This window comes from Enterocloster clostridioformis (assembly GCF_020297485.1).
Lineage (GTDB): Bacteria > Bacillota > Clostridia > Lachnospirales > Lachnospiraceae > Enterocloster > Enterocloster clostridioformis.
In genome coordinates this window covers 47,629-62,648 of the sequence record NZ_JAIWZC010000001.1, presented here as the reverse complement: position 1 = coordinate 62,648, position 15,020 = coordinate 47,629, and the positions used below count along the sequence as shown (strand labels likewise).

The 15,020-nt window shown below is 50.2% G+C and carries 7 protein-coding genes, 2 pseudogenes and 1 riboswitch; of the genes and pseudogenes, 5 read left to right on the top strand and 4 right to left on the bottom strand.

The genetic code is table 11. The annotated features are described in order from the left end of the window. Positions 1–6 precede the first annotated feature (6 nt). Together LA360_RS00295 and LA360_RS00290 are read right to left on the bottom strand one after the other, a co-directional pair. Positions 7–1,080: a carbohydrate ABC transporter permease gene (locus LA360_RS00295; RefSeq protein WP_022201656.1), complete on the bottom strand. Its 1,074-nt coding sequence runs from the start codon at positions 1,078–1,080 to the stop codon at positions 7–9. A 98-nt stretch (positions 1,081–1,178) separates the two neighbouring features. Then, complete coding sequence (locus LA360_RS00290; protein WP_022201657.1) at positions 1,179–2,540, bottom strand: ABC transporter substrate-binding protein; 1,362 nt, start codon at positions 2,538–2,540, stop codon at positions 1,179–1,181. 269 nt (positions 2,541–2,809) lie between these two features. Here LA360_RS00290 and LA360_RS00285 point away from each other — a divergent pair, with 269 nt between their 5' ends. Both LA360_RS00285 and LA360_RS00280 read left to right on the top strand, forming a co-directional pair. Beyond that, positions 2,810–4,663, top strand: a complete 1,854-nt coding sequence (locus LA360_RS00285; protein ID WP_112481607.1) for a sensor histidine kinase — start codon at positions 2,810–2,812, stop codon at positions 4,661–4,663. 1 nt (position 4,664) lies between these two features. After that, a complete protein-coding gene (locus LA360_RS00280; RefSeq protein ID WP_112481606.1) occupies positions 4,665–6,296 on the top strand; it encodes a response regulator in 1,632 nt (543 codons plus the stop codon). 226 nt (positions 6,297–6,522) lie between these two features. On the opposite strand, the gene LA360_RS00275 is transcribed toward LA360_RS00280, so the two are convergent. After that, positions 6,523–8,889, bottom strand: a complete 2,367-nt coding sequence (locus LA360_RS00275; RefSeq protein WP_112481605.1) for a family 78 glycoside hydrolase catalytic domain — start codon at positions 8,887–8,889, stop codon at positions 6,523–6,525. A 715-nt stretch (positions 8,890–9,604) separates the two neighbouring features. Between LA360_RS00275 and LA360_RS00270 the strand changes: the two genes are divergently transcribed. Next, a complete protein-coding gene (locus LA360_RS00270; protein WP_022201661.1) occupies positions 9,605–11,587 on the top strand; it encodes a sodium-translocating pyrophosphatase in 1,983 nt (660 codons plus the stop codon). Positions 11,588–11,731: 144 nt separating this feature from the next. Here the strand turns inward: LA360_RS00270 and thiC are convergent, their stop codons facing one another. Next, positions 11,732–13,039 (bottom strand): phosphomethylpyrimidine synthase ThiC, encoded by a 1,308-nt coding sequence (gene thiC, locus LA360_RS00265; protein ID WP_022201662.1) that lies wholly within the window; start codon positions 13,037–13,039, stop codon positions 11,732–11,734. Positions 13,040–13,197: 158 nt separating this feature from the next. Beyond that, a riboswitch (TPP riboswitch) is annotated at positions 13,198–13,307 on the bottom strand. A gap of 504 nt (positions 13,308–13,811) precedes the next feature. Between thiC and dctP the strand changes: the two are divergent. Then, positions 13,812–14,501: pseudogene (gene dctP, locus LA360_RS00260) on the top strand (TRAP transporter substrate-binding protein DctP); the annotation flags it as partial. Beyond that, positions 14,482–14,994, top strand: a pseudogene (locus tag LA360_RS00255) (TRAP transporter large permease subunit); the annotation flags it as partial. The pseudogenes dctP and LA360_RS00255, both read left to right, overlap by 20 nt. Positions 14,995–15,020 lie beyond the last annotated feature (26 nt).

Genomic DNA, 15,020 nt, shown 5'->3' with positions numbered 1-15,020 from the left:
TCCTCCCTAATTCGCATATTTTTTCTCGCCGCAAAACTGGACCAGGGTGATGGCCAGAACGATGAGGAACAGCACCATGGCAACCGCGCTGGCATATCCCAGATTCCAGTTGCGGAACGCCTCTTCGTAGATATGGTACACCAGGACAATGGCGGATTCGTTCAGCACGCCGGTGTTGCCTCCTGCCAGCATATACACAATGTCATACACCTTGAAGCAGTTGATGGTCAGTATGATGGTCACGAAAAATGTGGTGGGCCGAAGCTGCGGCCAGGTTATGTAGCAAAACCTCTGCCATACATTGGCTCCGTCCAGGCTGCATGCCTCATAGAGCTCTGCGTTGATGCCCTGAAGCCCGGCCAGATAAATGACCATATAGTAGCCCATGTTCTTCCACACTGAAAAGGTGATGACCGTAAACATGACCCAGTCCTTGCCCGCCGACCATTTGGGGAGGGATTTGGCGGCAACACCCAGGTTGTATAAAATCATGTTCACAGGGCCGCTTTTTGCCGGGGAAAACAGCATGTTCCAGACAGCTGCCACCGCAACCAGCGACGCCACGTAAGGGAAGAAGCTCACGGTGCGCAAGAAATTCCTTCCCCTTATTTTCTGGTTCAGGACCACGGCCAGCCCCAGGGCGACGGCCAGGGTCAGGGGAACCGTGGCCACGCAATAGATGATTGTATTTCTAAGGGATGCCAGAAAACGCGTATTTCCAATCATCTTGGCGAAATTATCAAGTCCCGCAAACTGGATGGGACTGTTCCCGTCCCACTGCAGAAAAGCCAGAACAAAGGCAAATATAACAGGTCCCAGGGTAAATACCGCAAATCCTAAGAAATTAGGCGCTATGAAGGAATAGGCCACAAAATCCCTCTTGGTCTGACGGCTGAACCGCTCTCCTGTCTTGGCCTGCCTGATTTTATCCTCTGTCTTTTCTATTTTTTTAATCAGCTTTTTCTTCTGCTTCGGATCCTTTGCCTGCTGTACCTTAAGCTCCAGTTCTTCCAGCTGCGGCCTCAGGACAGCCAGTTTCCTTTCGGCCTCTGCCGGGTCGGTTGTTGTTACCTTGGCCATATCGCTCCTCCATTCCTCATGTTCTTCTTTCTTTAAATGAGGCAGACGGTTGATGTCCCGTCTGCCTCCTGGTGAATCCTGTTTGATGTGATATGGGCCTACTGTCCCAGTACAGCCGCCACCTTCTGTTCCATGTCTGCAATACCTTCGTCTACGGTCATGTTGCCGGTCATGATGTTGTCATGAGCCTCATTCAGCACGATTTCCACCTCAGAACTCTTGGCATTGACAGGCATCTCCAGATAGAGATTGGCAGTCTGAAGCGCTTCCCTGCTGGCATCATCTGTGGGGAATCCGCTGGTAGATGCCACGGTACTTACAATGCCATCCGTCATGATGGCAGGGAAATTGCCTGTGGACGCCAGGACCTTTGCCCCCTCTCCACCGCATACGAACCGCATGAACTTCCATGCCGCATCCTTGTTGGGAGCGCTGGCAGGGATGGCCAGGGATGTAATCTGGGCCGCGGTGGAACCCGGCTCCACGCCCTCAGCATGAGGGTACTTCACAATAGCCCAATTTGCGCAGTCCGCGTACTCCCCGCTTCCCACCTTTTCAATCAGGGTGGAAATGAACCATGTGCCCATGTTCATCATTCCGATGTTTCCCTGTGAAAACGCGCCTGAGTAATGGAGATTGGATGTCTTTAAGGTTGCGTAATCCTGGCAGATTCCGTCCTCCTGCTCCTTTAATATGGTTTCATAATACGGTTTCAGGAAATCATATTTCCCATCCAGGATGGTGTGCTTTCCATCCAGCATCGCAAACATCTGGACCGTACTTCTCCATATATGGTAGTGGGAACCATAGACCTCCTGTCCCGGTTCCGTGTTGGCAATCCTTCCGGCCAGCTCATCGTACTGCTCAAAGGTCATGTCATTTGTGGGATATTCCACTCCGGCCTTGTCAAATATATCCTTATTATAATAAATTACCCAGAAATCGCTCTTGAAGGGCAGCTCATACAATTTACCGTCCACCGCAATCTGATCGGTTAAGCCTTTATATCCGCTTAAGTCCACTCCGTCCTTCTCGATATAGGAATCAAGCGGTTCCAGAATTCCCTTGTTCACCAATGTGGTATATCCGGGTGTATCCTTAATGGACACCACGTCAAAGCCGGATCCGCTGCCCGTAAGCTGCGTGGTCAGGACCGTGTTGTAATCAGAACTTCCCAGGTCCACCATTTCCACCTTAATGTCCGGGTTGCCGCTTTCAAATGCCTCAATCAGCGGTTTATAGTAAGCGGTCAGGTCCTTGTCCCACATAGCCCATTTGATGGTGGACTGTCCCGGGGCATCCTGCGCCTGTGTACCTGTCTGTGTACCTTCCGTGGTTCCTGACTCAGCGCCTGAGGCTGTGCCCGGGGCCGTTGTATCTGCTCCCGCTCCCCCTCCGCAGCCTGCCAGGGAACCTGCCATGACTGCTGCCATCATAAGACTGATTAAACGTTTCTTCATCTTCTTCCTCCTGTCTTTATACAGCTTGTTTGTTATGTCTATATTATAGCTGCCGGGCTCTGGATCCTGAATGGAATATCTGTGAAAAAAGATTTATTTTTTATTCACAAATAAGGACATTTTACAGGAACACCTGGATAATATCTGTATTTTTTTACGATAAACAAGTAATATTTTACAATACATTCAAATAGGCCGCCACGTTTTTTGATTCTATTTGACAAATGATTTTCCATTGTCTATAGTATTGGTGAAAGGCAGGTATTCCTATGATAAAACGAATCATGCCATCCAGCATACGCGGCAAAATCATGCTCTGCACCGGGGCCATCACCCTTTTGATTGCAGCGGTCACGGTATCCATCTGCTTTGTGGTCTTTCAGTCTTTCCTTCGCCGCAATCAGATTCAGTCGGCTGAGTATAACCTTCAGGTGGTATCCCACAATGTATCCAATGACATGGATAATATTATCTACTTCAATAAATGGTGCACTTCCAGCACGGATATCATCCAGTATCTGGAGGGCTTCCAGAACCAGGTTAAAATGCCGTCCATCTCATCCGCAAAGGCGCCCCTGCGCTCCATGGCCTTAAATGCCTATAACCGGCTGAAAGAAGAATTCTTTAAAACTTCTTCCTCCCAGTATATCATCCGGGCCATTGTAAGCCCTGAAAACTGCATGAATTACCTCCAGGTCAATGACAGGGCGGCTGCCTCCATTCCCAGAGCCGCGTCCACAGTACAGGACCTGCCTTATTTTCATGAGCTGGTCACTGCCGGCCAGTATGTCTGGATGGGGTTGGAGGACTTTCTCTATCCAGCCTCCGACTCCTCCCTGTGTATCCCCATGGCACGTCCTGTAAAAAACCAGTACAATACGGAAACCGTTGGCTGGACCTACCTGGCTGTTTCCGACCGCATTTTTCTGGACTACCTGAAGGCATTTCCCCTGGAACCGGACAGTCTCCTTTACATAACCATTGGGACACATTCCTACCAGTACAAGGACGGTCTGTTTACAGAGGCCTCCCCTGACTATACCGCTGTCAGGGAAATAAATAAGGATGTTCTGAACAACAGCACCACGGTGCGTTTAATACGCATGGCAGACAACACCACCCGGAGGATGATATCCCGTCCCCTGTGGGACCAGGGCTGGAGCATTTCCCTGGTACTCTCGGAGCAGGACTACAATGCCCAGAACCAGATGTATCTGCTGCTTATCGGCACCATTGTCATCATCATCGGCCTGATGGGACTGATGCTGGCCTATATACTGAACCGCACCATCAGCCAGCCCGTGAACCAGATTCGGGACAAAATCCGCCTTATATCGGAAGGGGACTTTTCCAGGGATCCGTCCATAGAATGGAAGGACGAGCTGGGAGTTATCGGGCGGGGCATTAACCAGATGTCGGAAAACGTGGTCAGCCTCATGGACAGAAAGGTGGAGGATGAGAAGCAGAAAAAGGACCTGGAATACAGAATCCTCCAAAGCCAGATCAATCCTCATTTTCTCTACAACACCCTGAACTCCATCAAATGGATGGCCACCATACAGAATGCCCCCGGCATCGCGGAAATGACCACTGCCCTGGCCCGGCTCATGAAGAACGTATCAAAGGGAACGGATGTGAGAATTTCTCTCAGAGAAGAGCTGGATTTGGTCAGAGATTATTTTCTCATCCAGCAATACAGGTACGGAGGCAGCATTTCCATTGCATACGAGATAACAGATGAAGCTCTGTACCAATGCCAGATTCACCGCTTCACCCTGCAGCCCCTTGTGGAAAATGCCCTGTTCCACGGTATCGAGCCAAAGGGATGCGCGGGAAAAATCGTTATACGGGCTGAAAAGGCTGCCGTAACCGGCTCCCGCCCCGCCCTCGTCATATCCATTACGGATGGCGGCGTGGGCATGAGTCCGGAGACCATCCGCAGCGTATTAAGCGGCGAAGCATCACCCAGCGCTGATTTCTTTAAACAGGTGGGCATTAATAATGTAGATAAACGGATCAAATACAGCTTCGGACCGGAATACGGAATCCGTATAGAAAGTGTAGTGGATGAATACACCACCATGGTAATCACCCTGCCTTATATGATATCGGAGAGGATATGACATGATTAAAATACTGATAGCAGACGACGAACCACTGGTGCAGATTGGCATCAAATCCATGATAAACTGGGAGGAATTTGGCATTGAGGTGTGCGGCGCTGCCATGAATGGACAGGCTGCCCTTAAAATGATTGAGGAATATGCTCCGGAATTAGTCATCACGGACATCAAAATGCCCATTATGAACGGCCTGGAGCTGGCAAAAAAATGCCGGGATACCTATGGACCCATCCCCCTCTTTATTTTCCTTACCAGCTATGAGGAATTTCCTCTCATCAAGCAGGCTCTTTCCTACGGGGCCGTAGACTATCTGATTAAACTGGAATTGGATGCGGAGGGCCTTAAGGACACGGTGAGAAAGGCTCTGGATCGTCTGGAGGAACTGCGGGCCAGCCAGGCCTACCGCCAGGAAGGGGAAGGCAGGCCCCTGCTGCAGAATTATAACGACAAATTTTTTATGCGGCTCCTCCATAACCTGTTTGACAGCAGGGAGCAGTTTGAGATTCAGGCCAGGGATTTAAAGCTGGACTTTTCCGCCCGCTGTTTCCTGGCCGCCCATGGGGAGATGCACAGTCAAAAGGCAGGAGAGATGAACCCGGACCAGCAGATGAAGCTTTATTCCAGCAGCCTTCAAATGATACGGGAAATCCTCACGAAGTATGCCTCCTGCCATGTCATATCCCTGGACAAACAGCATTTTGCCGCCATCTTCTGTTTGGACAGGCAGGAGGAGTTAAATTCCGGCGTGATGGATGATGCCTGGGAAAACACCTGCCATATGGTCCACAATTACTTTTCTGTGGAGCTCGCCGTGGGCCTGGGAACTCCGGTAGAGGACCCCCTTAAAATCAACGAATCCTACCAGGAAGCCCGCCAGGCATCCGCCATGGCGGACGGCAAAACACCAGTGATATCCTTTGCCGGGATAGCGGAGGACTCCATTAAGAATGCCTTCAACATCGCTATTTTCAGGGAAGACCTGACCAAGGCCTTTGAGGAATTTGACACGGATGTGCTCCATGCCGCCATTTCCCAAATCATAGAGCTTTTTTCCTCCCATCCCATGCGCTACATTCAGGCTCTGGATGGCGCCTGCAACATCCTCTACCTGGCCCTTTCCCTTCTCCCGGACGGTGAGGATACCATGGACCAGGTATTTGCGGGATGCACAGACGGCTACCGGTCCATCTATAAAATGCAGCAGGCAGAACAGATCAACGGCTGGCTGGCCCAGTTTAGGGACGGCCTGTGCCAGGTGTTAAAGAGCCGGAGAAAGACCTATAAGGACCATGTGGTCACCAATGTCCAGAAGTACATCCAGAACCATATCGAGGAACGCCTTTCCCTTAACGAGGTGGCTGCCGTATTCGGCTTAAGTCCCAACTACCTAAGCTCTCTTTTTAAGAAGACCTGCACCATTGGGTTCTCCGAATATATCACCCAGAAAAAGATTACACGCGCCAAGTCCCTGCTGCTGGACCAGGACGTGAAGATATATGAAGTGGCTGACCGTCTGGGCTTTGACAGCGCCTTTTATTTCAGCAAGGTGTTTAAGAAGGTGGAAGGAATCTCCCCAAGGGAGTTTATGCAGTCCCATATGCCGGGGAGCATGGAGGATGACGGGGAGAAATAGAAAAGAAGCACACAGGGACCTCCCATCCTGTTGGATTATCCGGTTCTGCCGCATCTAGCGGCGGCACCGCCACGGAGGTATCCTGTATGCTTTTTTTCATCGTCCCTGCCGCTGTGTCATTAGCTTTCATAAGGATGAATGCGGATGATTCCGGTGATAGCCTTGTCTGTTATTATAGCCCTCCTAACTGCCCGTACCCGGCTCTTACTTTCCATTTGTCTTAGCATTACCGGTGCATCTCTTCCATGGACATATCGTCCTTTATCCTGTAAAACTTTATCTTTTCCCTCCCATTGTCCTTCCTGACCGCATACCGTTTTCCTCTGAACGGCACACTCATTGTGAAATGGCTCAGCTTTGCCGGAATATGTGGAAACAGCCCAAACCCCCGCGCCTGGCCGGGGTCCGGCACAAAACCTGCAATCTCCTCAATAAGCACAGGTATGGGAGCACTTGCCCACGGATGGCAGAGGCTGGTGTTCCACTTCTGCTCCTTGCCCCATGCCTCAAAGCAGGTATCTGCCCCCTCTCTCAGCATATTCACCCATCCATGTTCGGATTCATTCACAATAGACCGGAACACATCTTCATACCGGCCAAGTCTGGCCAGGGCCTTCAGATAAAAATAACTTACCAGCACACCGCAGGCCAGTCCCTTTTTTACCAGAAAATCCCCTATCCCGCCGGAGGCTTCCCCGGGCTCTAATCCATAATAAGCAGCATAAACATTGGAGTGCAGGGCACAGTGGCTGCTTGTCTCACTGTCCGCAAAAAGCCCCTTTTTCGGACGGTAAAATGCCTTTATATAGGAATTCCGCAGTTTTTCCCAATCCATGGAGTGAGCCAAACCCAGTATTTCTTCTATCTCTGTCAGATTTTTCGCCGCCCCGGTATACAGAGCGTTTATGACGTTATGACATCCATAGGCCACCACCGGACGGCTCAGCTCAAAATCATATCCATCCCGCAGATTTTCCGGCCAGTCCACCAGATTCCACTTATCCCCTGCCCGAACCAGCAGTCCGTCCTCCCTGGCATATGCTCTGAAATGCCCCAGCACGCCGGCGGCCGTCCGGTAATGGGACCGCAGGAAATCCTTATCCCCTGTAAACCGGTAGTCAATCAGAAGCAGTTCCAGCCACAGCAATGAAAAGTCCGCAATTTCCTGCATAAAAGAACCGGGCGCCACCGCCATAAGACCGGGGCAAATGTATCTGGTAAGAGCAAACTGTCCTATACACTTGCGAAGCATCTCCACGCTTCCCGTAAGCCATACCTGGGAATGGGCCGTCACCACGGCGTCGCCCAGATACTGTCCCTTTTCCCTGGTAGGGCAGTCCAGGTATCCTTCCTGGGTGCCCAGCCTTACCCCATTTTTACAGATGGCAAATATGCGGTCTAAATTTCCGTCACTGCTCTTTACGGTACAGAGACCTGTGTCCATAGGATAATGGCGCACCAGCCCCTTTATATTCTCGATCCTCACTCCGGTATCCGGTATGATTCTGGCGTAGCGGAATCCTTTATAATCATAAGGCTCCAGGGTGCTTACGCCGTTGTCCAGGGTCCATATCTCCTCGTAACGGCAGTTGCAGCGCATATCATAGCGGACATCCCCGTCCCGGCACTCCTGCGCACATCGTATGATGACCCTGTCCCCGGCCTTCCCCGCTGCCCGTATTACCAGGGCCCCGGTTATCTCCTGTCCCATGTCTACGAACCAGGATGAACGGGATGGATTCTCTTTTGACTGTGGGGACCTTTCTTTGTTCGGTGGGAGTTCTTCCTTTGCCGGCGAGGTTTCTTCCTCTGCCGGTATTGGCTCTTCCTTTATCTGCCTCGGCTTAATCTCATATATATCCAGCATCTTCACAGGCTGTTTTGTAAGCCGGTAATCCGCCCATTCTGCCTGTACCATGTATGGCCAGTCCCTGTCCTCGTACTCAGGAAGCTTCCATCCATCATCCCATTTCCGGCTGTCAAAATTCTCCAGAAATTGTGTATCATATCCGATGACATCTCCTGAGTAGGCATGGCAGATTTGGTATCTCCAGCGCAGACCGCAGTCCGGGAAAGCCGCTCCCGCGGGCTCATCCGCCGCGGTCAGCTCCGCCATCCCATCCCCAGCGGTCAGCTCCGCCATCTCATCCCCAGCGGTCAGCTCCGCCATCCCATCCGCCGCAATCAGTTCCGCCGCCACGCCAAAACGGCCGTCCCCGCTGTTCCAAACCCGGTTGAGCAGGCCCTGGTAATAGAGATGGACGGCCACTATGTTCTTTCCCTGATGAAGGAAAGGCGTAATGTCCAGTGTATTGTAATAATAATGTTCCGGGTATGACGGCGCCGGTCCCTGGGCGATGAAGATTCCGTTGATATATAGTTTATAGTAATCGTCTGCTGATATCCGCAGAATAACTCTCTTGATTCCGTCCCATTCCATGCCGGACCTGGCTAACACATGAAGATTGCGCACAGGTTCATTCTTCTGACTCTTTCTGCTGTCAGCTGATTCATTCTCTTTGTGGTATACGCAGACCGGAATCTCTTTTGAGAATTCAGGAATGGTGTACCATATTGGCCGGAATATCTGCATCTGCTTTTACCTCCTTCAGGGCAAATTCATACTGTGCAGTTAAGCATAACACCAGCCAGTCCAATGAACCATGGCAAAATCCAGGTAAATCATGTAATTTTTCCGGATACATTCTGCATTCCGTTCATATTTTCAGAATCTGATACAGACATAATTCATATCTGCCGTCACTGACTGCTCTCCTCTTTCCTCTGGTATGCCTGCTGCAAAATAAGAAATTCCTCCATCTCCCCCACAAACAAAGGCCTGGAATAATAGTATCCCTGTATCTGTTCCACCCCTGTATCCTATTTGGATAGACCGGTCCTATTGGGGAGTGGTTCATACGCATCAGAGACTCCGCATACAGGAACTGCCTGGTTTCCACAGAATATCTGCCCGTCTTGGCCTGTGACACGGCGTATCCAATGTAACTGACCGCTTCCTCCAATATTTTCACATACTCCGAACGCCGTATAATTCCCATCCTTTCTTTGACTTATTTCTTATACCAGTGACTTATTTCTTATACCGGTATTATAAAATGTGCACAGCGCACCCGCAAGAACGCACTTAAAAGTGGGATAGGTACCTGACAGTGCTATAGTATCTTAAAGATATTGTTTGGTTTACAATTATTTTAAGGTATTCTAATATTTTTTGTTGAAAAATCCCAGTAACTCTGCTACAATCCCATTAAGAAGATCTTATCTTAACCAATAATTAGGAGGGTATTATGGAACAAATGTTATTCTTAGTCCCGGTAGTGGGGCTGCTGGGACTCCTGTTTGCTGTCATTCTAAGGCAGCAGATCGTCAAGGAGGATCCAGGCACTGACAGGATGCGTGAGATTGCCGACGCAATCGCAGAGGGCGCCAACGCGTTTCTGGCTTCTGAGTACCGCATACTGGTCGTCTTTGTAGCCGTGTTATTCTTTGTCATCGGTTTTGGAACACGGAACTGGATTACAGCCGGATGTTTCCTTGTGGGAAGCGGTTTTTCCACCATGGCCGGTTATCTGGGCATGAATGCCGCTATCCGCGCCAACAGCCGTACCGCTGACGCTGCCCGTACATCCGGTATGCACCGTGCACTGGCACTTGCATTCTCCGGCGGAAGCGTTATGGGAATGGCCGTGGTAGGCTTGGGCCTGCTGGGCGTAGGCGTCCTCTACATACTTACAAGGGACGTATCCGTTTTATCAGGCTTCAGCCTGGGCGCTTCTTCCATCGCACTCTTTGCCCGTGTGGGCGGAGGCATTTACACCAAGGCAGCTGATGTCGGCGCCGACCTGGTAGGCAAAGTAGAGGCCGGCATCCCCGAGGATGATCCCCGTAATCCTGCCGTAATTGCCGACAACGTAGGCGACAATGTAGGCGATGTGGCCGGTATGGGCGCTGACCTGTTTGAATCCTATGTAGGTTCCCTGATTTCAGCCCTGACACTGGGCCTTGTATTTTATCAGGAAGCCGGCATCGTTTTCCCGCTTATGCTCTCAGCCTGCGGCATTATTGCCGCCATCATAGGCTCCCTGTTAGTCAAGAGCATCGGCAATTCCGATCCGCACAAGGCTTTAAAGACAGGCGAGTACAGCGCAACCGCCCTGGTAGTGGTCTGCTCCCTTGTCCTCAGCCGTATATTCTTCGGTAATTTCATGGCTGCGTTTACCATCATTACAGGCTTGTTGGTAGGCGTTCTGATCGGAGCTGTCACTGAAATATATACATCCGGCGATTATCGTTTTGTCAAGAAAATAGCCGGGCAGTCCGAAACAGGCTCCGCTACCACCATCATCAGCGGAATTGCCGTGGGAATGCAGTCAACCGCGGTCCCCATCCTGCTGGTATGTGTGGGTGTTCTGATTTCCAACAAGCTTATGGGCCTTTACGGAATTGCCCTGGCAGCCGTAGGCATGCTGTCCACCACTGGAATCACCGTTGCCATTGACGCTTACGGTCCTATCGCTGACAACGCAGGCGGAATCGCTGAGATGGCTGGTCTGGATAAAAACGTCAGGGATATAACTGACAAGCTGGACTCAGTGGGCAATACAACCGCTGCCATCGGCAAGGGTTTTGCCATCGGCTCCGCTGCTCTTACGGCTCTGGCCCTGTTTGTATCCTACGCTGAGGCAGTAAAACTCACCACAATTGACATCCTTAACGCGCATGTCATTGTTGGACTTTTCATTGGAGGAATGCTGACTTTCCTCTTCTCCGCCATGACCATGGAATCCGTATCCAAGGCCGCCCATCAGATGATTGAGGAGGTACGCCGCCAGTTCAGGGAAAAACCCGGCATTCTCAAAGGAACGGACCGCCCCGACTACGCTTCCTGCGTATCCATCTCCACCAAAGCCGCCCTTCGGGAGATGTTCCTGCCAGGTCTGATGGCAGTGCTGGCTCCTCTGGCAACCGGTCTCATCCTGGGACCTTCTGCTCTGGGCGGGCTTCTGACCGGCGCTCTGGTAACCGGCGTATTAATGGCCATCTTCATGTCCAACTCCGGCGGCGCATGGGATAATGCAAAGAAGTACATCGAGGAAGGACATCACGGAGGCAAAGGCAGTGATTCACACAAGGCTGCTGTGGTTGGCGATACCGTAGGCGATCCTTTCAAGGATACCTCAGGTCCTTCCATCAACATTCTTATTAAGCTGATGACGATTGTGTCTCTGGTATTTGCTCCTTTGTTCCTGCGGTTTGGTGGATTAATTTAATCTCAAAGCCGAATTCTTTTTACGGCTACACAACAGTTAATGGGAAGGAAAATCCAAAACTCGGATTTTCCTTCCCATTGTTTTATTAAAATGCTGTTGGCAAAGGGCTGTATCCAGGCGGCAGCCTCCTTCCCTCCAACTCCATTACTCATCAAAAATACTCACTATTTCCCCATCCAATATCCGGTTCATGTTCTTCACGGCGCAGAAATTACCGCACATGGAACAGGTGTCCTCCTTTTCGGGTTTGGCCGATTCCCGGTATTTCCTGGCTTTTTCCGGGTCAATAGACAGCTCAAACATGCGCTCCCAATCCAGTTTTTTCCGGGCCGTACTCATCTCGCGGTCCCACTGTGCCGCACCTTTTATGCCTTTTGCAATATCAGCTGCATGGGCGGCAATCTTGGACGCCATGATGCCTTCCTTAACATCGTCCAGGTCCGGCAGTCTCAGATGTTCGGCCGGCGTAACATAGCACAAAAAAGACGCTCCGCTGGCGGCGGCAAGGGCTCCGCCTATGGCTGCGGTAATATGGTCATAACCCGGAGCAATATCTGTCACCAGAGGACCAAGGACATAAAAAGGGGCTCCCTGGCAGATAGTCTGCTGTATCTTCATATTGGACTGAATCTGGTCCAAAGGCATATGTCCCGGTCCTTCTATGATGACCTGCACATTCTTTTCCCACGCCCTTCTGGTCAGCTCCCCCAGCGTCACCAGCTCCTCAATCTGGGATATATCCGATGCATCCTCAATACATCCCGGACGGCAGGCGTCTCCCAGGCTCAGTGTCACATCATAGGCCTGACAGATATCCAGTATCTTCTCAAAATGCTCATAAAACGGATTTTCCTTTCCCGTCATTTCCATCCATGCAAATATAATAGAACCTCCCCTGGACACAATATTGGTAAGGCGCTTCGCCTTCTTGAAGCGCTCCGCTGTCTGCCGGTTGATTCCCACATGGATGGTCATGAAGTCCACCCCATCCTCCGCATGCATCCTTACGATATCCAGCCACTCCTGTGAAGTAATATCCTTCAGCGGTTTGTGGTAATAAACCACCGCATCATAGATGGGAACAGTGCCTATGATTGCAGGACACTGGGCAGTCAGCTTTCTTCTGAATGTGCGGGTATCCCCCCATGAACTCAGGTCCATGATGGACTCTGCCCCCATCCTCACCGCATCATTTACCTTCTGTAATTCCATTTCCAAGTCCTTGCAGTCCCTTGAAGTGCCGAGGTTTACGTTGATTTTCGTCTTAAGCCTGGATCCGATTCCATTTGGTTCCAGACAGGTATGCAGCCGGTTGGCAGGAATGACAGCCTTCCCCTCAGCCACCAGCCGCATCAGTTCAGCTGGTTCAAACAGTTCCTTATCCGCTACCCTTTTCAGCTCCTCTGTCAGGATACCTTTCCTGGCCGCGTCCATCTGCGTGGTATAATCCATATTTTCCTCCTCTTCGCCCGGAGCCCGCATGTGGTTAAAAGTAATTTTCACATGCAATCTATTAAACCGTGTTCGTTTGCCCGCGTCATGCCGGATATACTTCAGGACACAAAAAAGGCCCATACCGGTAAGGAATGGACCATTCATATCATGCAAGCTTGTACATACTCCATATTTCCCTACGTTGGCATTATCCAAATCAGGTTTAATAGGTCGAAGTTCGATTACTTCCTCTCAGCCTGCCCCACAAGCTCCCTGTTGTAATATGACTGAATACGGCAGTTCTCCCGCTGTATCCGAAAGGCATTTTCACCTCACTCTGTCAGTTTATATGGAAAATATCTGCTTGTCAACCATTATTCTCAATTGTTTATCCAATATTATCCTGCCTCCTCCCTACTATCGCACCTACTGCCTTCCTACCACATCCCCCTGTTTGAGAATAACAGTCAAAGAATTCTATCCATTATAACGTGTACGCTGAGTCATTACAAGAAAAAATACGCCCGCATCTGATATCCTCCCAGGAGCACCGCATTCCTCTCCTCCTTTTTCCCATTATACCATTGATTCCGTCTGTCTGCTATCTGTGCCGTTAATATCACGTTAAAAATCCGTTAAATTATTGCTAATACAATTACTGCTTTATGACAATAATTTACTCTCAAATATTAAAATTTTCCAGTGATTATACACAATTTTGTCGATATAATAAAAACCAGTTACATGTTCTGCAGACATTGACATACGCAAATAAAGAGAGGGATTGGAAATGGTGAGTGTTTTAATGAAAAGGCTTGCAATTGCAGCTGTGGCCGGCGCTGTCATGGTTTCGGCTTCCGGATGCAGCTTGGTTTCCTCAGGTAAAAGAATTATCCGCGTGTCGCACGCACAGTCGGAGACCCATCCTGAGCATCTGGGAATGCTGGCATTTAAGGAATATGTGGAAGAACGTCTGGGAGACAAATATGAGGTACAGATATTCCCCAATGAAATACTGGGATCTGCCCAGAAGGCAATCGAGCTGACCCAGACAGGAGCAATTGATTTTGTTATTGCGGGTACGGCAAATCTGGAGACATTTGCGGATGTCTATGAGATTTTCAGCATGCCCTATCTTTTTGACTCCGAAGAAGTCTACCGGTCTGTGATGGAAGACACGGATTATATGGAAAATATATACAAGTCCACGGACGAGGCCGGTTTCAGGGTGGTGACCTGGTACAATGCGGGAACCCGTAATTTCTACGCCAAGACTCCCATCAACACGCCGGATGATTTAAAGGGCAGGAAAATACGTGTACAGCAAAGCCCGGCCAGCGTGGACATGGTCAATGCTTTTGGCACGGCCGCTGCTCCTATGGGGTTCGGTGAGGTGTATACTGCCATTCAGCAGGGCGTTATAGACGGCGCCGAGAACAATGAGCTGGCCCTGACCAACGTCCATCAAGCTGAGGGAGCTGCCTAAAATTTTCCTGGACAGCGCAGAGATGACAGGCATTATCATCTTCCTTATCGGAGTATCCAGCATCATGAGCTGGGTCATGGCCTTCACCGGCATCCCCACCGCTGTATCGGAAGCCATGCTGGGAATCAGCACCAACCGCTATGTAATACTTTTTATCATCAATATTCTGCTGCTGATTGTGGGAACCTTTATGGACATGACGCCTGCCTGCCTTATCTTCACCCCTATTTTCCTTCCCATCTGCCGGGCGCTGGGCATGAATACCATCCACTTTGGAATCATGATGATATTCAACCTGTGTATCGGCACCATCACTCCCCCTGTGGGAACTACACTTTTCGTGGGAGTAAAGGTGGGAAAGACAAAGATAGAACAGGTTATCCGTCCTCTGCTCTACTACTTTGGCGCCATCTTTATCGTGCTGATGCTGGTATCCTATATACCGCAGCTGTCACTGTGGCTTCCGGGTCTAATGGGTTATGTATAAAATAGATTATGTATAAAATATGTGTA